Here is a 22,117-nt window from a genome sequence, read left to right as displayed (position 1 = left end):
GGCCGTCCCCTCAAGCGAGTGTGCGGTCAAAGTCAAGAAGCGCTCAAGCTGCGGATTCGGGGAAAGGGGACCGCACGGTCCTGCACCCACCGCAGCTCGGCCGCGAGGCCTTCGCTCAGCGTGGTCCGGGGGGTCCAGCGCAGCTCGGCGCGGGCGCGGGTCGTGTCCGCGCCGGTGTCGACGACGTCGCCTTCCTGGCGCTCACCGTGGCGGACGTCGAGCGGGCGGCCGGCGAGCGCGGCGAGCGTCTCCAGCGCCCGGTTGACGCTCACGCTCCCGCCTCCGCCCAGGTTGTAGACGCGGCCGGGCGGGATGGTCGCGGCCCCGGCGGCGCAGGTGGCGGCGACGATGTCGGCGACGAACGTGAAGTCGCGCGACTGGCGACCGTCGCCGAACACCTCGATCGGGCGGCCCTCGACGATCGCCTCGCAGAACCGGCGGAAGGCCATGTCGGGCCGCTGGCGCGGGCCGTAGACGGAGAAGAAGCGCAGCGCGACGGTGTCCACGCCCTGCTCCTCGCCGTAGAGCACGCACAGGTGCTCGGCGGCGAGCTTGGTCACGCCGTACGGGGAGAGCGGGCGCGGCGTCGTGTCCTCGGGCGTGGGGAGCGTGAGGGCGTCGCCGTACACGGAGGATGAGCTCGCGTAGACGAAGCGCTTGCCGGCGCCGACCTCGACCATCGCCTCCAGCAGGTGCTGGGTCGCGCCGACGTTGTGGTGCGTGTAGCGGTCGAAGCGCTTGCCCCAGCTGCCGCGCACACCCGGCTCGCCCGCGAGGTGGAAGACCATGTCGCTGCGTTCGATGAGCGCGTGCGCGTCGAGGTCGCACAGATCGCCGGTGAGGAGCTCGAAGGCGTCGTGTCGGCGCGCGCCCGCCAGGTTCGCGTGCTTGTCGGCGGCGGGGTAGTTGTCGTTGAAGCAGTCGACGCCCAGGACGGCGTGGCCGTCCGCGAGCAGGGCGTCGACGAGGTGCGAGCCGATGAACCCCGCGGCTCCGGTGACGAGCGCTCTAGCCATGCGTCGTGGCCTCCGTGATCCGTCCGTGGTCGAGTTCGAGAATCTGGTCGGCGGTGCTCGCGAGCCGCGCCGAGTGGGTGATGAGGATGCACGTCCGTCCGCGCATCAGGCGGTCCAGGCCGTGCATGACCTGGTCCTCCGCGTCCTGGTCGAGCGCCGTGGTCGGCTCGTCGAGGATGATGATCGGCGGGTCGCGCAGCAAGGTGCGGGCGATGCCGAGGCGCTGGCGCTGGCCGCCGGAGAGGCCCGTGCCCTGGGGGCCAAGCTCCGTGTCGTAGCCGTCGGGGAGCTGCTGGATGAACGTGTGCGCCGCGGCGGCCTTGGCGGCGTCGACGATGTCCTCCTCGCGCGCTTCGCTCCCGTAGGCGATGTTCTCGCGCACCGTTCCGGTGAACAGGACCGTGTCCTGGAGGACGACCGCGATCTGCTCGCGCAGCCACTCCTGGGCGCAGTCGCGGGCGTCGCGGCCGTCGATCAGCACGCGTCCGGAGGTCGGGTCGTAGAAGCGGGCGACGAGCGCGGCGAGCGTGGACTTGCCGGCGCCGGACGGGCCCGTGAGCGCGAGGCGTTGACCGGCTTGCAGGTGGACGCTGACGTCGTGCAGCGCGGGGCGCTCTCCCGCGTACTGGAACGTGACGTCCCGCAGCTCGATCTCCCCTCGCGCCCGGCCACCCTTGTACGCGTGCGGGCGGTCCTCGATCACGTCGTCCTCCGTGAGCACCTCGGCGATCCGGTCGGCGCGGGCGAGCGCGGCGGTGAGCTTGGCCGCCTCACGCGCGAACGAGCGCATCGGGGAGGACGCCTTGCGGGTGTAGGAGACGAAGATGATCAGGTCGCCGACGCTCAGCTCGCCCTTAGAGACGCGCAGCACGCCGACGACGGTGACGAGCGCGGTGGCGAGGGCGCGGATGACGCCGACGGTGCCGTCGAAGCGGGCCTGCAGCCGCGCGACCTCGACGCCGACGCCCATCCGCTGTTCCGACCGGCTGCGGACGCGCTCGGACTCCTGGGACTCCGCCCCGAACGCCTTCACGACGGTCATCGCCGAGAGCGCCTCGTTGGCGATGCTCGCGAGGTCGCCCTCGTGGCGGCGCTGGCGGCGGGCGCGGTCGCGGACCTTGCGCCGGAAGACGAAGCTGATGATCACCAGCAGCGGCGCGGTGACGAGGGAGAGCAGCGCGAGGACCGGGTCGATGAACAGCAGCACGACCGTCATGCCGAGCGCCAGCAGGGCGCTTTGAAGCATCTCGCCGAGCGTGTCGCTGAACAGCTCGCCCATGTCGTTGACGTCCTCGGTCACGCGGGTCAGCAGGTCACCCTTCGGGGTGCGCTGGTGGTAGGCGAGGGAGAGGCGCTGGAGGTGGTCGTAGATCGCGACGCGCAGCTGGTGCGCGATCCGCTCGCCGGCGCTCTGCAGCCACAGGCCGGTGAAGTACGTGGAGGCGGACTCGGCGACGCTGATCGCGAGGATCATCGCGCCGATCGCGAGCAGCAGCGTCGTGTCGGGGCTGAAGGGCGCGGCGCGGTCGGCGATCACGTGGTCGACGATCAGCGCGATCGGCCACGGCTTGGCGAGCTCGGCCAGGGCGAGGATCGCGGTGCCGCCGGTGGCTCCCGCGAGCGCGCGCCACTGCCGCAGCACGTAGGGGCGCAGGATCTTGGCGCCGGAGCTCACGCGATCAGCTCGTAGAGGAGGTCGCGGGTCGTGGCTGCGCCGTCGAGGTCGAGCACCGCCGGGGCGGGCTCGTGGTGCAGGAGGTCCGGCTCGACGTGGTCGGAGACGCGGACCAGGCCCAGCTCCTGGAGGCGGAGCGCGCGGCGGGTCTGCTCGTCCTCCTCGGGCGTCGCGTACGGGACGACGAGCGCGGGGACGCGGGTGCGGACGAGGTCGAGCGCCGTGTTGTAGCCGCACTGGCTGATGCTGGCGGCGGCCTGCTTGAGCTCGGCGGCGAGGTCCGGCACGGAGCGGATCAGCTCGACATTGCGCGGCGCGCGCTTGCGCAGGGCCTCGAAGTCCTCCTCGGGCATGAGCGGACCGGCGATCATCCGCATCGGCGTGCCGTTGAGGCGCTCGATCGCCTCCTCGAGCAGCGGCCGGCCGACGCGGCCGCCGCCCGCGCTGATCACGACATGGTCTCCGCGCGGGCGCTCGTCCCCACGGTCGCGGCCGGTGACGAAACCCGTGTAGTGGACGGGGACGCTGAGCGGCGTCGGCGGCTTGAACGTCTCCTCCAGGCGAGCGAAGCGCGGGTCGGCGTGGACGAGGATCGCGTCCAGGTGCGCGTCGGCGAGCTTGCGCGCGCGGTCGTCGCGTCGCGGGTCGCCGGAGACGAGGATGTCGCGCAGGCTGCAGGCCTTGAACGCGTCGTCGGCGGCGCCGAGCAGCGGCACGATCTCGCGCGTGAACTTCGCCCGGCCGAACGGGTACAGCTCGACGAGCACGACCCTCGGCTTGACGTCGCGGACCGTGTTCAGGATGCGGTGGAGGCGGATGTCCCACGCGCGTTCGGTCGTGTAGCGGGGGTCGGTGCTGCCGAAGCCGTTGGACCCGTTCACGCCGAGCGGCGGGAGCGCGACGATCTCCACGCCGGCGGGTGGGGGGATGTCGGTCGGGAGTTGCCCGCCGGCGATGAGGGTGACCCGGAACCGCTCCGCGAGCCGGTCGCACAGCGCGTACGAGCGCATCAGGTGCCCGAGCCCCACCGAGTGCTGGCAGTAGAAGAGCAGCGCGGGCTTCATCCGAGCAACCTCGGCAGCCGGACGATGAGCTCGGGTCGGTACCGGCTGATCGCGGGCAGCGCGACCCGCGCGAGCAGGCTGGCGAGCGTGTACCACCGCAGCGCCTCCCGGTCGATCGGCCCGTAGCCGTCCAGGAACGCGCGCACGTCCTGCCGTCCGACGAGCAGGTTGGCGACGACCTGCCCGACGTCCGCCGCGGCCGGCCCTTCGCTCAGGTGCTCGAGGTCGAGCAGCGCGACGGTCCCGTCGTCGAGCTGCAGCGCGTTGCCGAGATTGGCGTCGCCGTGGATGGTCACGACCGGTTGCTCGGGCGGCGCCCCGAGCCGCTCCACGAGCCGCTTGGCCGCGTCGCCGGCGTCGGGCCGCGCCCGAGCGATGACGTCGGCGGCGGTGCTGAGCCGCGCGAGATCGAGCCGCGCGAAACTTAAAGCCCCAGGTCCTTTATGTTCGTGGAGGGCCGCCAGGGTGGTGCCGAAGGCGTGCATCGTCGGGCGGGTGCCGTGGAGGGCCTCGATCGTGAGGACGTCGCCGTCGTCGTGGAGGATGCGGGGGACGCGGACGGCGTCCTGGTCCGCGAGGGCGTGCAGGCCGTGGCGTTCGCCGTCGCCGCGCTGGACCTTCGCGAAGGCGTCGTCGCACGCCGATGTGGCCGACTGCTCGGCCGCCCAGGCGACCAGCTCGCCCGGCAGCCGCGTGAGCGCGGGGAGCTTGCGGTCGTGCGGGAACGGATACAGCGCGGCGTCGACCTCGGGCGCGGGGATGCCGTCGTCGCGGCCGGAACGGGCGGCGGCGAAGTGCGTGGCGTCACCGACCCGGTAGCGGTAGACGACGCGCAGGCTCTCGCCGACGCGGTACTTGACGTAGTGGCGCTCGCACGCCTCGACCGGGACGCCGCCGTGCAGCCGCTGGGAGAGCACGCCGGCCATCGTCTCCGGGCGCAGGAGCGCGTCCCGGCGCGGAACGCTTGAGTCGGGGGCGAGCATCACGTGCGCGGCTCCAGCACGGTCACGAACCGCGCCACCGCGCCCACGGCGATCGCGCTGACGACCTTCGCCGCGTGCTTGACGCCGTACTCGGGGCTGATCCAGCCGTCCTCGAGCGCGACCGAGCGGGCGCCGTGGATGGTGATCGTCGCGGTGTCCGTGACGACGCCGTCGGGCCGCAGCTCCACCGGGCCGGGCGGCAGGTGCCAGCGCAGGTCGTAGCGGTGGCTGCGCTCGCCCTCGAGCTCGTCCTCGACGATCCAGTAGCGACCTTCGACGAGCGTCACGCGCCGACGGTGGACCGCCTCGTAGCAGGGGCTGCGTACCTCGCCGGCGAGCGTGTCGTCCTCGCGGCCGAGGAAGGTTGCGACCGCGCTGGGCAGCGAGGAGCGACCGCGCGCGTAGGGCGTCTGGTCGAAGCCGTCGACGGTCACCGTGTTGTGCGCGGCGGTCCCGCGGAACCAGTGGCGCAGGTTCGGCTCACCCTCGGCGTACGTGAAGCGGCCGGGGTCGAGCACGAGCGGCTCGCCGTTCGCCCACGCCTCGACGCTCAGCGCGTCGTAGTGGCCGTGACCGCCGTCGCCCAGCGGCCCGCAGTCGAAGATCAGGTACCGGTCACGGGTGCGCTGGACGAAGTAGCCGCCGTCGGGGTAGTCGCCCGCGCCGCTCACCAGCAGCTCCTCGCGGGCGAGCAGGCGCGCGGCGAGCTGGAGCAGCTCCGTGTAGTCGCCGGTGTCGCTGTCGGAGAGCGCCGGGAGCGTGCCGTCGGGGCGCCGGCAGTCCCGCGCGAAGGCGCAGGCGAGCGTGAGCCGCTCGTCGAAGCCGGCCGGCAGCGCGACGCCGAACCGGCGGCAGTTCTCCCGCGCGCCCACGAAGGACCGCAGCGCGATGCAGTGGTAGTGCGTCGAGCGCTCGCGGTGCACGCCGTCCGGCAGGAAGTCCGCCAGCAGGTTCTCGTACAGCTCCTCGACGGGCGGGTCGATGCCGAGCTCGGGCAGCGCGAGCGCCGCGATCAGCAGCGCGTAGAGCTCGAGCGTGCGGTGGTTGCGCTCGGGTGAGAGCGTCGCGCGCACGTGGCGGACCTGCTGGCCGAGGTGCTCGTGGAGCGCGTGGGCGACGCACTCGTCGACCTCCGGCAGCCGCTGCCACGCGTAGATCCAGTTGAGGATCCGGCGCGCCGTGACCTCGCTGTCGTCGTGGTCGGGCGGGATCTGCAGGACGAAGCTCGCGACGAGCTTCTCCCAGGCGCGCAGGTACCGCGCGTCACCGGTCGCCCGGAACGCGTCGGCGAGGTCCAGCCCGTAATAGAACTTGACCCAGTCGATCCGCCACTCCTCGTCCTCGGGCAGATCGGCGTCGACCCAGTCCGGCTCCAGGCCGAGCGCGCGCGTCTCGCCTCCGAACGTGAAGCGTCCTTCGGCGACCGCGTCGGCGAGCGCCCGGTCGCGGTGCTCGTGCTCGGTGACGCAGTGGACGGGCCGCGGGCGCGCGGTGCGGGCGACGATGATCACGGCGCCCTCAACAGCGTCGCGAGGTCCTGCGCGAGCCGCTCGCCGTCGAACCGCGCCCGCACGGTGGCGCGCCCGTTCTCGGTCAGGCGCCGCGCGAGCGCCTTGTCTTCGTGCAGCCGGATCAGCGCGTCGGCGAGCGCGTGCGGATCGTCCGGCTCGACGAGCAGCCCGTTGACCTCGTCCTCGACGAGCTCCGGGATCCCGGACACGTTCGTCGCGATCACGGGCGCGCCGGCGGCCATCGCCTCGACGAGCACGTTCGGGATGCCGTCGCGGTCGTTGGCCAGCAGCCGGCTCGGCATGCACAGCGCTCCCGCGCGGCGGTACTCGTCCAGCAGCTCGGCGGGGCCGACGGGACCGGGGAGGGAGACCGGCACGCCGCGCGCCGCGATGTGCGCCCGCAGCGCCTCGCCGTCCTTGTCGTCCTGCCCGACGATCAGCGCCTCGTACGGCACGCCGCGCTCGCCCAGCACGGCGCACGCGTCCACGAGCGTGTCGAAGCCCTTCTTGGCCACGAGCCGTCCGACGCCGAGCACGCGCAGCTTCCCGTTGGTCTCCGGATGCGGCCGGTCCGCGCGGAGCAGCGTCGTGAAGTCGGCGGACAGCCCGTGGTAGACGAGGTGGACCCGCGCGCCCGGCGCGATCGCCCTCAGGTGGCGGACGTTCGCCTCCGTGCACGTGACCACGAACCGCGCCGCGTTCAGCTTGCGCCGCAGCCAGCCCTTCGGGTTCAGCTCGGGCGCGTAGATGTCCCGCGCGTGGCCGGTGAAGCTGAACGGCAGCCCCGCGATGCACGCCGCGAGCCATGTGATCGTCGTCGTCCCGTGCGCGAAGTGCGCGTGCAGGTGGCGCACGTCGGGCTCCCGCAGCAGCCGATCGGCGAGGGTGATCGCCTGGATGAGCTCCTTCACGTAGATCTTGCGCGGGCCGCTCAACCGGCTGCGCCGATCCCGGAAGGCCTGCGCGAACGCGGTGCGCGTGGCCCGTGCGACGCCGCGCGGTCGGCGGCGCGCGCAGCGCTTGATCGCCGGCGCGAACTCCCGGAGGTCGCGCCAGCGCCACCGGTGCATCGGCTTCGTCAGCCCGACGGGGTCCGGCAGGTACTCGGGCTGGGCGACGATCGCGTCCAGCACCGGATGGTCATGCCCCTGCTCGCGCGCCTCGATCGGCTTGATCACGAACAGCTTCAGCGGCACTCCGGCCTGCTCCACGCGGTGGATCTCCGAGGCGATGAACGTCTCCGAGACCCGCGGGAACCCCATCAGGATGTAGGCGACCGACCCGTTCACATACCGGTGACAATCGGAACCCGCCCAACGTCACGCGCCTTTAGGAAGCTTTTACGATCAGCCGATGGCGTGGTGACGATGAAGCTCGGCGTGATGCTCCCGAACGAGGTCGAGGACGCGGACCCGCGGGAGATCGCGCGGCTCGCGCAGCGGGCGGAGGAGCTGGGCTACACGTCGGTGTGGCTGCCGGACCATCTGCTGCCGCCGGGGCCGTTCGGGGACGTGTTCGGTGGCGTGCACGAGGCGTTGATGCTGCTCGCGAACATCGCCGCGCGGACGGAGCGCATCACGCTCGGCACGTCGGTGCTGATCCTGCCGCTGCGCGAGCCGGTGCTGCTCGCCAAGCAGCTCGCGACGCTCGAGCGGCTCGCGCCCGGCCGAGTGATCCTGGGGGCGGGCGTCGGCTGGCAGGAGGACGAGTTCGCCGCGCTCGACGTCCCGTTCAACCGGCGCGGCAAGCGGACGGACGAGATCCTCGCGCTGGTCGCGGAGGCGCACGCCACGGGCCGCCTGCGCGGCGGCGTGCTCGCGCCGCGCCCGACGGCTCGCATCCCGCTGCTGATCGGCGGCAAGTCCGAGGCCGCGCTGCGCCGCGCGGCCCGCGTGGGCGACCTCTGGCAGGCGTACAACGTCACGCCCGAGGCGTGGGTCGGGATGCGCGACCGGCTCGACGAGCTCGCCGGGGAGCGGAAGGTGTCGGCGGGCACCGTCATCCGTGCGCAGCGGGGGATGGACTTGAAGGCGGAGGCGGAGCGCTGGCGCGCGGTCGGCGCCGAGCACCTCGCGATCCATCCCGGCCGGCTCGAAGGCGCGGCGGAGCTGCTGGCGTGAACGCGCTGCGCGAGGCGCTCCAGAACGCGGCGACGCCCGTCGAGGTGTTCTTCCGCGACGACGACGCGGGCTGGGAGGACGCGCGGCTGCTCGAGCTGATCGCGCGCTTCGCCGAGCACGGGCTGCCGGTCGACCTCGCGGTCATCCCGAACGAGCTGCACGAGCCGCTCGCGGCCAAGCTCATCGACACGCACGCGGGACTGCATCAGCACGGGTTCGCGCACACCAACCACCAGCTCGAGGGCCGCAAGTGCGAGTTCGGCCCGGCGCGCGACAAGTCCGCCCAGCGCGCGGACATCGCGGACGGCCGCACACGGCTCCAGCACCTGCTCGGCGACCGGCTCGAGCCCTTCTTCACGCCACCGTGGAATCGCTGCACGCACGCCACGGCCGAGACGCTCGTAGAACTCGGGTTCGCGCTGCTCTCACGCGAGCACAAGGTCGAGCCGTTCGGGCTGCTGTCGGAGCTGCCCGTGCACCTCGACGTCGCGCGGCTCGCTCCCGACGAGCTGGACGAGCGCTTCGCCCGCCACGTCGAACACGGCGGCCCGGTCGGCGTGATGTTCCACCACGGCGTGATGGAGCCCGAGGACATGGCCCGCGCGAGCGCGCTGCTCGAGCTGCTCGCGACACACCCCAACGTCAAGGCGAAGACGATGCGTGAACTATGCCCCTGACCAACCACGAGGACTGCGTGCTCGTCGTGATCGACGTGCAGGCCGGCTTCGGCGGCGATGCCGACACGCTCGCCCGCGCGCACTGGCTCACCACGCTCGCGCGGGCGCTGCACGTCCCGATCATCGTGACCGAGGAGGAGCCGGAGCGCCACGGTCCCACCCGCACCGGCTTCGTCGAGCCGGGCACGCCGGTGTTCCGCAAGCCGACGTTCGGGCTCGCGGGCACGCCTGAGATCCTGAGCGCCGTCACCGACACCAGTCGGACCACGGCCGTGCTCGTCGGCTTCGAGACCGACGTGTGCGTGTACCAGTCTGCGGTCGGCCTGCTCGACGCCGGGCTGCGCGTGCTCGTCGTCGAGGACGCGGTCGGCTCGCCTGGCGAGATGCACGCGCGCGGCCTCACCCGGCTCCGGGACGCCGGCGTCACGCTCACCCACTGCAAGGCGCTCGCCTACGAGTGGGTGCGCACGGTCGAGGGCGCGAGCGTGCTGCCGCGGCCCGCCCCGTTCGCGCTCTAGAGCCGTGCCGCGATCGCTTCCGCGCGTGCCTCGGTGATCCCCTCGCGCTGCTCGACCGCCAAGGGATGGTCGGACGGCTCCAGCACGATCAGCGACGGCACGCCGGGCGGACGCGTCAGCACGCGCGTCTTCAGGTGCAGCGTCGACCGCGTGTAGGCGGGCAGCTCCGTGGTGAGCCAGCCGAAGTACGGCGGCTCGGTCTCGCGGCCCGGCACGTCCCAGAGATCGACGGCCCGCTCGAAGTCGTCCGCGCCGACCGACACCCACACGCGCAGGTCGAGGTCGTCGTCGCCGTCGAGCACCGGAAGCCGGACGACACCGCGGATGAAGAACTCCTGCCCGCGGACCACGCACCGGTCGGCCTCGAGCTCGCTCTCGGGGTCGTCTTCGAGGTCGGGCGTCCAGGCGTCGGGCGGCGGCACGCGCCTCAGGCTACGAGGGCGAGGCCCGGACGCGCGGCGGCGTCGACCAGGGCGCGCATGACCATCGCGTGCTCGGGGCGGTGCGTGAGCACCTCGGCGTGCCACTGCACGCCCACGTGGAAGCGGGCGCTCGGGTCGTGGACCGCTTCGATCGTGCCGTCGGGCGCGTGGGCGATGACCTCGAGCCCGGCGCCGAGCCGGTCGATCGCCTGGTGGTGGAAGGTGTTGACGGCGAGCCGGCGGCGGCTCGTGATCCGGTGCAGCGGCGAGCCCGCGTCGACGGTCACGGCGTGGGTGGGCTCGTGGGGCGCGACCGGCGTCTGGCGGTGGTTGACGATGTGCTGGTGCAGGGTCCCGCCGCGGGAGACGTTCATGGCCTGCATGCCGCGGCAGATCGCCAGGACGGGCAGGTCGCGCTCGCGGGCGGCCTGGTGCATGCGCAGCTCGTACTCGTCGGCCGCGCGATCCACGTTCGGGCCGAGCAGCGGGTGGCGCTCCTGGCCGTAGGTCGCCGGATCGAGGTCCGGGCCGCCGCTGACGAGCAGGCCGTCGAGGCGGTCCAGGAGGTGGTGCGCGTCGTCGCCGAACCCGTGCGCGGGCAGCACGACGCTGATCCCGCCGGCCTCCTGGACGGCGTGCACGTAGGTCAGGCGCAGGTTCAGGCGCGGCGGGGCGAGGTCACGCTCGGACCGCCCCGGGGCAGGCGCCCACGCGGCTCCGGTGTCTTCGCGGAGCTCATGCGTGAGGATGCCGATCAGTGGGGGTCGCGGGTGGAAGATGGGAAAAGTACGCCCGAATTGGAGTGCTGTTACCTGTGTTCTCGGTCACAGGAGCGGCCGCTTGAGCTGGTGCTCGTCCCGCTCGGCGCGTACGAACTCGAAGCCCGCGGACGCGTAGGCGGCGCGCGCCGGCGCGTTGATGATCCGCACCGCCAGGTTCACCGCGCGGAAGCGGCGCTCGAGCGCCCACTCCACGCAGGCCTCGAGCAGCGCGCGGCCCATGCCCTGCCGCCGCGCCTCGGGCGCGATCCACATCGCGTTGATGACCGCGTCGCCGGGGGACTCGTCGTCGGCGCGCACGAGCGCCATCCCGAGCCAGCGGTCCTCCTCGTCGACGACCACGAAGGTCCGCTGCACGCCCTGCTCGGAGTGCCGCGCGCCGCGCTCCCACCAATCGGCCGGGCGGGAGGCGTCGCCCTCGAAGGTCGCGCCGAACGCCTCCGGGTCGGTCGCGAGCGAGCGCAGCCGGATCTCACGCAGGCGCTCGCCTTCGTGGGCGAGGACGTGGCGGACTCTCACGTCAGGAAGGCGAGGAGCTGCGCGACGTACTGGTCGCGGACGGCGGCGGTGTCGTGGATGGTGTGCGGCGCGCCCGCGATCCGCACCACGGGGACGTCCGGGTGCGTCGCGGCGAGCCGGGCCTCGTGCGCGGGCGGGAAGGCGGGCGCCACGTCGGCGCCCACGACCAGCGTCGGGACGGACACCGGCGACCGCGTGTCCGTCGCCGCGAGCGTGGAGCCGTCGAGGACGCGGTCCAGCACCTCGGGATCGAGGTGGCGCAGCGCGTACGCCCGCGAGGCGAGCGCCTCCGGCGTCTGGACCGTCCCGTACTCCGCGGCGAGGTCGGCCTCGATCTGCGCCTCGCTCGTGCCGGCCGCCTGCCACGTGCGCACGGCCGCCTGCTGCTCATGGAAGTGCGGGATCGCTGGGTTCTGGGCGTGCTCGTCGGGCTCGCCCATGAACAGCGGCGGGTCCTCCATGAACAGCTGGGTCACGAGCTCCGGCCGCTGCTGCGCGACCGTCCACGCGACGACGCCGCCGAGCGAGTGCCCGACCACGGCCGCCGGGCCGATCTCCTCCAGCACGGACACCGCGTCCTCGGCGTAGTCGGCCAGCCGGTAGGTGCCGGGCGCGCGCGCCGACGCGCCGTGGCCGCGGAACGTCAGCCGCACGGCGCGGAAGCCCTCCGGGACGAGCCAGCGGTACGTCGCCGCCGACCCGCTCACGCCGTGCAGGAACAGGACGGGCTCGCCCTCGCCCTCGGATTCGACGTGGAGGTTCACCGGCTCGCGATCACCGTGTAGTAGAGCGGCAGGACCTCGGCGCCGATGCGCAGCCGGCAGCGGCCGTCGGCGTCGGGAGTGAGCAGGCCGCGGCCGTCGCGGGCCGCGTCGAGGTGCTCCTTCAGGGTGTCGAGGCGCAGGCCGGCGCCGAGCGCCGCGGTCACCACCTCGCCGATTGAATGCGCGTACTCGACGGACTCCGTCGACGCCACGAGCGCGTTCGGGTCCGCGTAGGACCCGGCCTCGTCGAACGCGCGCGGCCCGTCGAAGGCGTACGGGAAGTCGAGGATCAGCGGGTCGGTGGAGGCCACCATCAAGAACACCGGGTGGTGCTCGACGAGCACGAGTCGCCCGCCCGGCCGCAGCGCCGCGAAGACGCTCCGCATCCACGCGTCGATGTCCGCGATCCAGCCCAGCACGCCGATCGTCGAGTACACGAGGTCGAAGCGCCCGTGCAGGGTCTCCGGCAGCGCGGTCGCGTCCGCCTGCACCCACTCGATCTCCACGCCCGCTCGCTCCGCCAGCTCCGCGGCCGCCGCGAGCGAGCCGGGGGAGAAGTCCACGCCGGTGACGTGCGCGCCGCGCCGGGCGAGCGAGATCGAGTCGAACCCGATGTGGCACTGCAGGTGCATGACGTCCAGCTCGGTCACATCCCCGACCGCCGCGGACTCGAACTCGTTCAGCGAGTCGCGCCCGGAAACCAGCGCGTCCTTGTCGTAGTAGGCGTCCTGGCCGTGCACCGCCGCCAGCGCGTCCCAGTGCGCACGATTCACGTCGAGTGGGTCCATCCGGCGCAACGGTATACCTGGAGGGGCATGCGGTACCTCGTGCTCATCCTGGGCGCCCTGCTCGCCGCCGGCGCGGTCGCGTTCGCGCAGGAGCCCACCCCGGCGCCGGCCCCGACGCCGACGCCGGTCGCGACCGAGACCCCGGTGCCCGCGGGCACGCCGACGTTCGAGGAGCCCGTCACCGAGCCGAGCGTCCCGCCCGACTTCGCCGCGATCCAGTGGCGCCAGTCGCAGTCCAAGGGCAGCTGGGCGCGCAAGGGCCGGCTCGTGCGCGGCGTGATGCTCCCCGAGCTGGGCGAGGACTTCTTCACCTGGGACCCGATCTTCAACCGGATCCCCAACCGCGAGTGGCGCCGCTACGGCACCGACCGCCTCATCCGCACCGTGCTGACGGTGATCCACCAGTTCCGGATGGAGCACGACAGCGCGCAGCGCGTCGGGATCATGGACCTGTCGCGCACGCACGGCGGCAAGTTCGGGCGCGAGTACGGCGGCCTCGGCCACGCCTCGCACCAGAACGGGCTGGACATCGACATCCTCTACCCGCGCAAGGACGGCACGGAGGCGCGCCCGACCAAGCCGTCACAGGTGGATCGGGTGCTCGCGCAGGACCTCGTGGATCGGTTCGTCGCGGCGGGTGCGATCAAGGTCTTCGTCGGACCGAAGCTGAAGCTCAAAGGCCCGAAGAACGTCGTGGTGCCGTTGATCTACCACGACGACCACCTGCACGTCCGCGTTCGCTAACGCACCTGGTAGAGCTCCGCGCGTACCGTGTTCTTGCGCCACGGGAGCGTCTCCACGGTGCCGATCGCCCGCAGCCGCGGAGAGGCCTGCATCGCCGCGCGCCACTCGCGCGTGCGGATGCGTACGGCGCGCGCCCACGGCGACTGCGAGAGCCGCTCACCCGGCTCGGGGGTGACGATCAGGATCCGCTTGCCGGTCGGCAGGCGGTCGATCGCCGGCAGCAGCTCCGTCTCGGCTTGGCCGGCGCGGAGGCGGGTGAGCCCGTCCCGCCAGTCGGTCTGGCGCGGGTCCTGCACCAGCCCCATCGGCGTCAGGTAGACGACGCCCTGCGGCAGGTAGCGGTTGAGCGCCGGGACCTGCTCGGGCTGGGTGGAGACGACGAGGTCGCCGGGACGGATCGACGGCGCGACGCCGGTGGAGACCGTGCGCACGTTGCTCTTGGACGGCGGCGGGCTGTTGATCGCCCACACGCCGGCGACGCCGATCAGCGCGACCACCGTCCAGCCCTTGCCGCGCGCGACCACCGAGGCGAGCGCGAGCAGCAGCGGGCCGAGCAGGATCGCGCTGTAGCGCGTGGCCCACGCGGGCTGGATCTGCGAGCACAGCCAGGCGAGCACGGCGGTGCCGATCGCGATCCCGACGAGCATCCGCACGGCACGGTCGACCGGCGGGTGGCGGCGCACGGCGAAGTAGACCGCGACGGCCAGCAGCGGGAGCGCGAAGTGGCCGAACAGGCCGCCCGGGATGATCAGGAGCAGCAGCGGCGACGGGCGCTCCGCCCACGGCGCGGCGGTGTGCGAGGCCTGGAAGAGCACGACCGGCAGCCAGGGCAGGTAGGCGAGCGCGACGAGGATCGCGAGGCGGACGCCGTCGGCCGTGCCCACCTCGTTGCGGCGGCGCAGGTGCAGCCACACCGCGCCCATCGCGGCGGCCATGAACAGGCCCCAGGTGTGCGTGTAGAGCAACAGCGCGAGCCACACGCCGAGCCACGCCACGTGCTTGCGCTCACCGCGCACGAACGCGAGCGCGAAGCTCGCCGACGCCAGGATCGACAGCAGCACGACGAGCGAGTACATGCGCGTCTCTTGCGCGTAGTACGTGAGGAACGGGCTGCCCGCGGCACCGGCGGCGGCGAGCACGCCGGCCTTCCAGCCGAACAGCCGCGTGCCGGCCCACATCGCCGCGGGGATCGCGAGCAGCGCGAACACGAGGCTCAGGCCGCGCGTGGCCGCCTCGGTCGTGCCGAACACCTGCATCCAGCCGTGGAGCAGCAGGTAGTAGAGCGGCGGGTTGCCGTCCTGGCCGAGCGCGCCGGGGATGTCGCGCAGGTCGTGTGACGCGATCCCGACCGAGATCCCCTCGTCGATCCAGTAGCCGCCGTCCAGCGCGCCCGTCCGCAGCAGCGCCGACAGGCAGATCAGGAGCAGGAGAGCGCCGGCCAACAGGGCCGGCTGGCGGGCGGCGAGACGGTTCACGACAGGAGGCAGTGTGCCCCGCGCCCGGAGGCGCGAGGCCACTTGCGAACAGCCCCTAACCGCGCTTGAGCGTGAGGTTCTTCGTGACTGCGTGACCGGACGTGGGGGCGAGGCGGACCTTCACGCGCTTGGTCTTCGTGCGCGGGAGCGTGACCGTGTAGGTCTTGCGCTTGCCGGCGGCGAGGGCGTACGTGCGGGTGCGCCTGAGGATCGTCAGCTTGCCCGCGCACGGGCCGGCGTTCGAACAGGCCAGCTCGAGCTTGACCTTGCCGCGCTTGAGCGTGAGCCGCGACGAGCGGATCGTGACGCGGCCGACCGGCTTGGGCTTCGGGGCGATCGTGGGAATCGGGGTGCGCGCGGCCGGCACGCTCGACGGCGGGTCGACCACCGGCGGCGGGGGAGGCGGCGGTGGCGGCGGGATCGTCGCCGTCGCGAACACGTGCGGGGCGGGGTTGTCGACCACCGTGCCGTCGTCCCGGACGATGCCGTTCACGCAGCGCCGGTCACCGATCAGGACGCTGCCGAGGCCCGGCGCCTGGGTGAACGTGATCGGGCCGGTGCCGGACGGGGTCCAGACCGTGTCGGGCACGGCGGTGGACGCCTGCGCCGCCGCGGTCGGCTCGGCCGCCGTCGGCGTTCCCGCCCCGGCTGGCGTTCCCGCCCCGGCTGGCGTTCCCGCCCGGGCCGGTGTTCCCGGCCCGGCCGGCGTTGCCGCCCCGGCCGGCGCCGCGCCCGCGACCTGCGTGCCCTCCACGGTTCCGGCGCCGCGGATCGTTACGCGGTCGGCGCCGTCCGCCCGCACGCCGCTGAGCGTGAACGGGGTGCCCACCGTGTAGGTGAGGGTCGGACCGCTGAAGGCGACGCTCGCGAATGAGCGGGTCCCGGCGTCGTCGACACACGACTGGTTGAGCGGACCGGGCCGCGTGTCGAACGGCACCGGCGCGGCGGGGAGCGGGCCCGTGCCGGTGTCGTTGCCGGCGCCGGGCTGGCAGTCCATCGAGAACCGCACCGGGCTGAGGTCGGCGAGGATCACTGCGCTGCCCTTGACCGCGCGCAGCGCGTCGTCCGGGCCAATCGGCAGCCGCTGCGTGATCGCGCCCGCCGGCGCCTGGCTGAGCGCGACGTCGCCGCCCGCGGCCGTCCAGGTCGTGGTGGGCAGCGGCGGGGGCGTGTACGTGATCGGCGTGGCGCCGAGGAACTCGCCGTTGGCGGCGGTCGTGATCGTCGTCCGCGCCTGGACCGCCACCGGGCCGACGAGCTGCGTGCGCTCGAGCGTGTTCGTCGCCTGCAGCGCGATCCACACCTTGACCGGGATCTGGTTCTCCCCGGCCTTGAGGATGCCCGTGTTGTAGCCCACCTGCGCGAGGTAGGCGGGCAGCGCGGCGGCGGCCGTCGCGCTGGTCAGCGTGACCGTGTCGCCAGGCAGGACGTCGGTCTGCGGCGTGCCCGTGCCGGTGAGCGCGACGTCGATCGACGTCCAGTACTCGTCGACGCTGAAGTTGCACGCGTTCGACGCCGCCCGCGCGGGCGCGGCGCCCCACAGGAGCGCCGCGATCGCGATCAGGAGGAGCCGTCTCACCGCTTGACCGTGATCCGGGCCTTGGTCGCCGTGGACTGGGCGAGCCCGTCGAGCCCGTACGCGCTCACCTCGAGCGCGTAGGTGCCCTTGCCGAGCTTCTTCGCCAGGTCGAGCGACCACTTGCCGCCCTCGTAGGCGACCGCGAAGCCCTTGCCGGAGCTGCACGAGCGGCCGCTGAACGCGCCGCGCGCCGGCTGGTAGGCGCGGCACGCGCTGCCGGTCCCCTTGGTCAGGCGCACGAGCACCTTGCTCACGTTGGTGGGTGAGCTGACCGTGCCGGACAGGCGGCGGGGGCCGCTGGTGTAGGTGCGCTTGGCGCTGCTGCGGGCGAGCGGAGCGGCGGGCTTGTTGACCGTCGCGGGAACGGTCACCGTGACGGTGTTGGTCACGACCTTCTCGACCAGCTTCTCGACCTCGACCGGCGCGGGCGGCGCGACGAAGTTGAGCTTGAGCGCGGCCGCGTCCTCGTTGGCGGCGGTCGTGCCTTGCCAGCCGACGGCGATCGCGCTCTGCTTGTCGGGCGTGAGCGTCGCACCGAACAGCGCGTCGGTCGTGCCGCCGAGGTCGGCGCGCGTGACGGACTCCTGCGCGCCGTCCTCGCTCAGCTTGATCAGCAGCGCGTCGGCGTTGCTCGCGGCCACCTCGGTGTTGCCGACGACGAGGATCTTGTCGTCGGGCGCGATCACGACGTTGCGGGCGCGGTCGGCGCGGCCACCGTCGTAGCTGTAGACGCCGTCGGTGGCGAAGCTCGTGTCCTTCGTGCCGTCGGGGTTCAGGCGCGTGACGAGCAGGTTGACGTTGGCCGGCGTGCCCGTGTTGCCGTAGCCGACGCTGACCACCTTGCCGTCGGACTGCACGCCGAGCGCGTAGGACTCGGACGTGTTCGGCGCGGCGCCGTTGAGGTCGAAGCTCGCGACGCCGCTCTCACCCCAGCTCGGGTCGGGCTTGCCATCGGCGAGCAGGCGGAAGATGAACGGGCGCGTGACCGCTCCGGCGCTGGCGTAGCTGCCGATCAGGACCTTGCCGTCGGGCGCGACGGTCACGCCGCGCGGGTTCTCGTTGAGGTCGGTGCCGGCGACTTGCAGTCGCGTGGTCGTGGTGGTCCAGGCGGGGTCGTCGGTGCCGTCCTTGGTGAGGCCGAGGAAGCTGAAGTCGCGATCCACGCGGGCGCCGTCGCGGCCGCGGGCGGCGACGATCACGAGCTTGTCCTCGCCGCGGTTCGCCAGGCCCCAGGCCTGGTCGCCGCCCGTGCTCAAGCTGATCTTGCGGAATCCGGTGCCGGCACCGCCGAAGCCGTTGTCGATCACGCCGCCGGCGGTGAAGCGCGCGACCACGACGTCGGTGTCGTCCGCGGCGGGTCCGGCGACGCCGCCGATCACGACCTTGCCGTCGGACTGCAGCGCGATGCCGCGCGCCTGCTCGACCGTGTTGTTGGTCGGATCGGCGTCGACCACGGCCACGCCGCCGACGCCGAAGTTCGCGTCCAGCCGTCCGGCCGGCGTGAGCTTGGCGACGGCCATGACCTGGTTCGCGACCGCCGCGTCCGGGACGAGGTAGCCGGCGGCGTAGACGTTGCCGGCGGCGTCGGTGACGGTCGCGTTGAAGCGGTCCCCGGCCGCGGCGAGCGGCGCGGGCGCGAAGCCGATCCGCCCGAAGGCGCTGTCGAACACGTCGGCCTGCGCCGTCGCCGGCGTGCCGAGGACGACGGCCGCGGTCAACACGTACTTCCTCATTGCGTGCTTCCCCCCTTGATGTGATCTGTCAAGGGGCCTTTACGCGCGTGGTCGCGAAAGGTTCAACGGGGCTGGAGATCCACCCCGTCGAGGATCGTGCGCAGGCCCTGGGCGAGCTGGCCGCGGGCGGCGGTGGCGCACTGGCTGCGCTCGGCGTCGGTGGTCGCGCCGGTCACGACGGCGTGGCCCTGCGCGAGCACGACGATCGCGTCCTCGGCCACGTCGAGCTCGGCCGCGCCGGTCGCCTTCCAGCCGAGCGGGGTGACGGTCGTGTCGACGGTCGTGCTCGAGCGGTACCAGCCGTCGCCGCGCTGGAGCGCCTTGAAGCTCACCGGGGAGCCGTCGAACCGCAGGCTGACCGTCGAGCCCTTGCGGGTGAGGCCCAGCGGCGACGTCTGCCCGCGGGTCACCACCGAGACCTCGCAGGTGGCGTTGCCGATGGTCGTCGTGCGCCGGTAGACGCCGCGGTTGTCGCCGGCCCCGTTGCGCCAGCCGTCCGGCAGCGGGAACGTGAGCTCGGTGTTCTTGGACGGCGTGCCCTTGACCTTCAGCGGCGCGGTGCCGTCGGCGGCGAACGCGCCGGAGGCCGGGACGAGGACGGCGGCGGTGGTCACGGCGGTGGCGAGGAGAGTCCGGTTCATGCGGCGGAAGGCTGTCGATCGGAATGGCCGCCGTCATCGCGGCGTACGGGTGACTTGACCCCCGGCTGGCAGGGGGATGGCGCTACCGGTTAGGGTCTGTGACACGGCTGGGACAGACGACACGGAGCGCCGGGTGCGAGTCGTCGTCGCCGACGACGACGTCCTGCTTCGCGAAGGGCTCGCCAGCCTGCTCGAGCTCAACGCGTTCGACGTCGCCGGGCGGGCGGGGGACGTGCCGCAGCTGCTGGCGCTCGTGCGCGAGCACGACCCGGACGTCGTGATCACCGACATCCGGATGCCGCCGACGCACACGACGGAGGGGATGGACGCGGCGCTCGCGCTGCGACGCGACCACCCACGGATCGGCGTGCTCGTGCTCTCAGCGCACGTCGAGGTCGAGCAGGGCATGGAGCTGATGAGCGGGCGCGGCGGGGTCGGCTACCTGCAGAAGAGCCGCGTGATGGAGGTCGAGGATCTGCTCGACGCGGTCGAGCGCGTCGCCGAGGGCCGCACCGTCGTCGATCCGGACCTCGTGCGCGAGCTGTTCGCCGCGCACCGGCGCGAGGACCCGCTGGAGGAGCTGACCGCGCGCGAGCGGGAGGTGCTCGCGCTGATGGCCGAGGGACGGTCGAACTCCGGCATCGCCAAGCAGCTGTGGCTCGCCGGCGGCACCGTCGAGAAGCACGTCAAGAGCATCCTGGCCAAGCTGGATATCCAGGCCACGGACGACGATCACCGGCGTGTGCTGGCCGTGCTGGCCTTCCTCGACAGTACCGGCTAGCGGGTAGTCCAAGTCACCCGCGCGCCGTGCAGACAGCGGGCGCTCGGCCCGGAAGGCTTCCGAGCCATGACGATCAGCTCCTCCGCTGCCGCCTCCGCCCCGACCCGCCGGGTCCTGCTCGCCGGGACCACCGGCGCCGCGCTCGGCCTCGCCGTCGGGCTCGTCCTGACCGCCGGCAACCCGGCGTCCTTCCTGCTCGCGCTCGCCGGCATGGCGATCGCCGCGACGCTCGCTCAGGGCATCCCCGAGCCCGCCGAGAGCCGCGCGGACCGCCGCCGCCTGTCGTCGCTCGAACCACCGGCGAATCCGGCGCCCGCATGGCTGCCGGACCCACTCGGCGGCGAGCACGAGCGGCTCTGGGACGGCGAGACGTGGACGCGCCACGTGTGGCGGGGCCGATGATCGCCACGACGCTTGCCTCGCGCGGTAGGTTCGACCGTGTGGAGGCTCACGACGCGCCGGCTGGTGAGCAGGCCGCGCTGCGCCGGCTGGCGACGCTCGTCGCCGACGAAGCGCCGGACGCGGAGCTGTTCGCTGCCGTCGCGGAGTCGATGGGCGCGCTGCTCGACGCCGACAAGAAGGCCCGGCTCGAGCGCTTCGCCGAGCTCGTCGCGACCGAGGTCGCCAACAGCGAGGCGCGCGCGGAGCTGCGGCGGCTGGTCGACGAGCAGGCGGCGCTGCGGCGCGTGGCGACGCTGGTCGCCCGCGGTGTGCCGGAGGCCGAGGTGTTCGCGGCGGTCACCGAGGAGGTCGTCCGGGCGCTCGGCGTGGACGTCGCCGGGATGTCGCGCTACGAGCCCGACGGCGTGCAGACGATCGTCGCGGTCTGGCCGCCCGATCGCCCGCACCTGCAGGCCGGGACGCGGCTGCCGGTCAGCGGGGACGAGTCGATCGCGGGCCAGGTCCAGCGCACGGGCGAGCCGGCGCGGATCGACGACTGGGAAGCGGTGCCGGGCGCGGTGTCCGAGCAGGTCCGCCGGCTCGACGTGCGCTCGTCCGTCGCCTCACCGATCGTCGTCGCCGGGCGCCTGTGGGGCGTGATGATCGTCGACGCGCGGCGTGATCACGGGCTGCCCGAAGGCGTGGAGCAGCGGCTCGCGAGCTTCATCGAGCTCGTCGCCACCGCGATCGCCAACGCGCACACGCGGGCCCAGGTGCAGCGGCTGGCGGAGGAGCAGGCGGCGCTGCGCCGAGTCGCCAGCCAGGTGGCGCGGGAGACCACGCCCGAGGCGCTGTTCGCGGCGGTCGCCGAGGAGGTCGGCGTCGTGCTGCGGGCCGACGTGACCCGGATCTTCCGCTACGAGATGGACGGCTCGGTGACCGTGCTCGCGTCGTGGGGTGAGGCGGAGATCCCGACCGGCCGGCGGATGCCGCTCGACGGTGAGAACGTCACGTCGCGGGTGCGAGCGACCGGGCAGGCCGCGCGGATCGAGAGCTACGCCGACGCGCACGGGCCACTCGCCGAGCAGGCGCACGCGCTGGGCCTGCGCTCGAGCGTGGGCGCGCCGATCGTCGTCGAAGGCCGCCTGTGGGGTGTCGCCGTGGTCGGCACCACGCGGTCGGAGCCGTTGCCGCCGGGCGCCGAGGCGCGCGTGGCGGAGTTCACCGAGCTGCTGGCGACGGCCGTGGCGAACGCCGCGAGCCGCGCGGAGCTGACGGCGTCGCGGGCGCGTGTGGTGGCCGCCGCGGACGCCGAGCGACGGCGGATCGAGCGCAATCTGCACGACGGCGCGCAGCAACGGCTCGTGTCGCTGGGCCTGCGGCTGCGGGTCGCGCAGGCGGGCGTCCCCGCCGGTGACGACGTTCTGCGGGGACGGCTGGACGAGGCGATCCGCAGCATGCGCGAGGTCGTCGACGAGCTGCAGGAACTCTCCCGTGGACTCCATCCGGCGGCGCTCTCGACCGGCGGGCTGGAGCCGGCGCTGGCCGTGCTCGCGCGCCGTTCCGCGGTTCCGGTGGAGCTCGACGTCGCCGTGCGCCGCCGCCTCCCGGACGCCGTCGAGGTCGCGGCCTACTACGTGGTGAGTGAGGCGCTCGCGAACGCGGCCAAGCACGCGGGCGCGTCGTGCGTGACGGTGCGCGTCGTCGAACGCGACGGCGTCCTGGCCCTGACGATCGGCGACGACGGCGTGGGCGGCGCCGACCCGGCCCGCGGCTCGGGCCTCGTCGGCCTGCGCGATCGCGTCGACGCGATCGGCGGCGCGCTCGGCGTCGACAGCCCGCCAGGCGTCGGCACCACGCTCCGCGTCGAGCTGCCCGTCGACCCGACATGAGCGCGCGCATGAGGTTCGCCGCCGCGGGCACGTCGGCCGCCGCGGCGCGGGCGTG

22 protein-coding genes are annotated in these 22,117 nt (G+C 73.3%); 7 read left to right on the top strand and 15 right to left on the bottom strand.

Going from position 1 to position 22,117, the window contains the following annotated elements:
* Window positions 1-32: 32 nt before the first annotated feature.
* The 6 genes from OJ997_RS31300 to OJ997_RS31275 are packed head-to-tail and all read right to left on the bottom strand — an operon-like array spanning window position 33 to window position 7,538.
* The gene (locus tag OJ997_RS31300; RefSeq protein WP_270029299.1) at window positions 33-1,016 is read right to left on the bottom strand and encodes an NAD-dependent epimerase/dehydratase family protein; all 984 of its coding nucleotides are present in this window, start codon (window positions 1,014-1,016) and stop codon (window positions 33-35) included.
* Entirely contained in the window at window positions 1,009-2,691 is a 1,683-nt protein-coding gene (locus tag OJ997_RS31295) for an ABC transporter ATP-binding protein (RefSeq protein WP_270029298.1), read from the bottom strand. Before OJ997_RS31295 ends, OJ997_RS31300 begins: the two co-directional genes overlap by 8 nt.
* A complete protein-coding gene (locus OJ997_RS31290; RefSeq protein WP_270029297.1) occupies window positions 2,688-3,755 on the bottom strand; it encodes a glycosyltransferase family protein in 1,068 nt (355 codons plus the stop codon). The genes OJ997_RS31295 and OJ997_RS31290 overlap by 4 nt, the downstream gene beginning before the upstream one ends.
* Window positions 3,752-4,738: a phosphotransferase gene (locus OJ997_RS31285; RefSeq protein ID WP_270029296.1), complete on the bottom strand. Its 987-nt coding sequence runs from the start codon at window positions 4,736-4,738 to the stop codon at window positions 3,752-3,754. The genes OJ997_RS31290 and OJ997_RS31285 overlap by 4 nt, the downstream gene beginning before the upstream one ends.
* On the bottom strand, window positions 4,738-6,249 hold the full coding sequence (locus OJ997_RS31280; RefSeq protein ID WP_270029295.1) for a heparinase II/III family protein: 1,512 nt from the start codon (window positions 6,247-6,249) through the stop codon (window positions 4,738-4,740). Before OJ997_RS31280 ends, OJ997_RS31285 begins: the two co-directional genes overlap by 1 nt.
* Window positions 6,246-7,538, bottom strand: a complete 1,293-nt coding sequence (locus tag OJ997_RS31275; protein ID WP_270029294.1) for a glycosyltransferase family 4 protein — start codon at window positions 7,536-7,538, stop codon at window positions 6,246-6,248. Before OJ997_RS31275 ends, OJ997_RS31280 begins: the two co-directional genes overlap by 4 nt.
* Window positions 7,539-7,616: 78 nt before the next feature.
* On the opposite strand from OJ997_RS31275, the gene OJ997_RS31270 reads away from it, so the two are divergent.
* From OJ997_RS31270 to OJ997_RS31260, 3 genes are read left to right on the top strand one after another with little or no spacing between them, the layout of a single operon-like run.
* Window positions 7,617-8,369 (top strand): LLM class flavin-dependent oxidoreductase, encoded by a 753-nt coding sequence (locus OJ997_RS31270; RefSeq protein WP_270029310.1) that lies wholly within the window; start codon window positions 7,617-7,619, stop codon window positions 8,367-8,369.
* A complete protein-coding gene (locus tag OJ997_RS31265) occupies window positions 8,366-9,046 on the top strand; it encodes a polysaccharide deacetylase family protein (RefSeq protein ID WP_270029293.1) in 681 nt (226 codons plus the stop codon). Before OJ997_RS31270 ends, OJ997_RS31265 begins: the two co-directional genes overlap by 4 nt.
* Window positions 9,037-9,564, top strand: a complete 528-nt coding sequence (locus OJ997_RS31260) for an isochorismatase family protein (protein ID WP_270029292.1) — start codon at window positions 9,037-9,039, stop codon at window positions 9,562-9,564. Before OJ997_RS31265 ends, OJ997_RS31260 begins: the two co-directional genes overlap by 10 nt.
* On the opposite strand, the gene OJ997_RS31255 is transcribed toward OJ997_RS31260, so the two are convergent.
* The 5 genes from OJ997_RS31255 to OJ997_RS31235 form a co-directional block, all read right to left on the bottom strand.
* A complete protein-coding gene (locus OJ997_RS31255) occupies window positions 9,561-9,986 on the bottom strand; it encodes a DUF2199 domain-containing protein (protein ID WP_270029291.1) in 426 nt (141 codons plus the stop codon). The two genes, OJ997_RS31260 and OJ997_RS31255, sit on opposite strands and share 4 nt — an antisense overlap.
* A 5-nt stretch (window positions 9,987-9,991) precedes the next feature.
* On the bottom strand, window positions 9,992-10,735 hold the full coding sequence (locus OJ997_RS31250; protein WP_372517955.1) for a gamma-glutamyl-gamma-aminobutyrate hydrolase family protein: 744 nt from the start codon (window positions 10,733-10,735) through the stop codon (window positions 9,992-9,994).
* A gap of 75 nt (window positions 10,736-10,810) precedes the next feature.
* Complete coding sequence (locus OJ997_RS31245) at window positions 10,811-11,284, bottom strand: GNAT family N-acetyltransferase (protein ID WP_270029290.1); 474 nt, start codon at window positions 11,282-11,284, stop codon at window positions 10,811-10,813.
* Window positions 11,281-12,048, bottom strand: a complete 768-nt coding sequence (locus OJ997_RS31240) for an alpha/beta fold hydrolase (RefSeq protein ID WP_270029289.1) — start codon at window positions 12,046-12,048, stop codon at window positions 11,281-11,283. Before OJ997_RS31240 ends, OJ997_RS31245 begins: the two co-directional genes overlap by 4 nt.
* On the bottom strand, window positions 12,045-12,836 hold the full coding sequence (locus OJ997_RS31235; protein WP_270029288.1) for a class I SAM-dependent methyltransferase: 792 nt from the start codon (window positions 12,834-12,836) through the stop codon (window positions 12,045-12,047). The genes OJ997_RS31240 and OJ997_RS31235 overlap by 4 nt, the downstream gene beginning before the upstream one ends.
* Window positions 12,837-12,863: 27 nt before the next feature.
* Here OJ997_RS31235 and OJ997_RS31230 point away from each other — a divergent pair, with 27 nt between their 5' ends.
* Complete coding sequence (locus OJ997_RS31230) at window positions 12,864-13,580, top strand: penicillin-insensitive murein endopeptidase (RefSeq protein ID WP_270029287.1); 717 nt, start codon at window positions 12,864-12,866, stop codon at window positions 13,578-13,580.
* Here the strand turns inward: OJ997_RS31230 and OJ997_RS31225 are convergent.
* From OJ997_RS31225 to OJ997_RS31210, 4 genes are all read right to left on the bottom strand, one after another.
* A complete protein-coding gene (locus OJ997_RS31225; RefSeq protein WP_270029286.1) occupies window positions 13,577-15,055 on the bottom strand; it encodes a glycosyltransferase family 39 protein in 1,479 nt (492 codons plus the stop codon). The genes OJ997_RS31230 and OJ997_RS31225 overlap by 4 nt on opposite strands.
* A 55-nt stretch (window positions 15,056-15,110) precedes the next feature.
* Window positions 15,111-16,634, bottom strand: a complete 1,524-nt coding sequence (locus OJ997_RS31220; RefSeq protein ID WP_270029284.1) for a hypothetical protein — start codon at window positions 16,632-16,634, stop codon at window positions 15,111-15,113.
* Window positions 16,631-18,367, bottom strand: a complete 1,737-nt coding sequence (locus OJ997_RS31215) for an NHL repeat-containing protein (RefSeq protein ID WP_270029283.1) — start codon at window positions 18,365-18,367, stop codon at window positions 16,631-16,633. Before OJ997_RS31215 ends, OJ997_RS31220 begins: the two co-directional genes overlap by 4 nt.
* Before the next feature lie 62 nt (window positions 18,368-18,429).
* Entirely contained in the window at window positions 18,430-19,008 is a 579-nt protein-coding gene (locus OJ997_RS31210) for a hypothetical protein (protein ID WP_270029281.1), read from the bottom strand.
* A gap of 133 nt (window positions 19,009-19,141) precedes the next feature.
* Between OJ997_RS31210 and OJ997_RS31205 the strand changes: the two genes are divergently transcribed.
* The 3 genes from OJ997_RS31205 to OJ997_RS31195 all read left to right on the top strand — a co-directional run bounded on the left by OJ997_RS31205 (window position 19,142) and on the right by OJ997_RS31195 (window position 22,062).
* Window positions 19,142-19,789, top strand: a complete 648-nt coding sequence (locus tag OJ997_RS31205; RefSeq protein WP_270029280.1) for a response regulator — start codon at window positions 19,142-19,144, stop codon at window positions 19,787-19,789.
* 66 nt (window positions 19,790-19,855) lie between these two features.
* Window positions 19,856-20,191 (top strand): DUF2510 domain-containing protein, encoded by a 336-nt coding sequence (locus tag OJ997_RS31200; RefSeq protein WP_270029279.1) that lies wholly within the window; start codon window positions 19,856-19,858, stop codon window positions 20,189-20,191.
* A 38-nt stretch (window positions 20,192-20,229) separates the two neighbouring features.
* Window positions 20,230-22,062 carry a GAF domain-containing sensor histidine kinase gene (locus OJ997_RS31195; RefSeq protein ID WP_270029278.1) on the top strand — a complete coding sequence of 611 codons (1,833 nt, stop codon included), beginning with the start codon at window positions 20,230-20,232 and terminating at the stop codon, window positions 22,060-22,062.
* Window positions 22,063-22,117: the final 55 nt, after the last annotated feature.

This window comes from Solirubrobacter phytolaccae (genome assembly GCF_027587195.1).
In the GTDB taxonomy this organism is placed as follows: Bacteria; Actinomycetota; Thermoleophilia; order Solirubrobacterales; family Solirubrobacteraceae; genus Solirubrobacter; species Solirubrobacter phytolaccae.
Note: the sequence above shows the minus strand (reverse complement) of the source record. Positions and strands in the feature narration are given on the sequence as shown.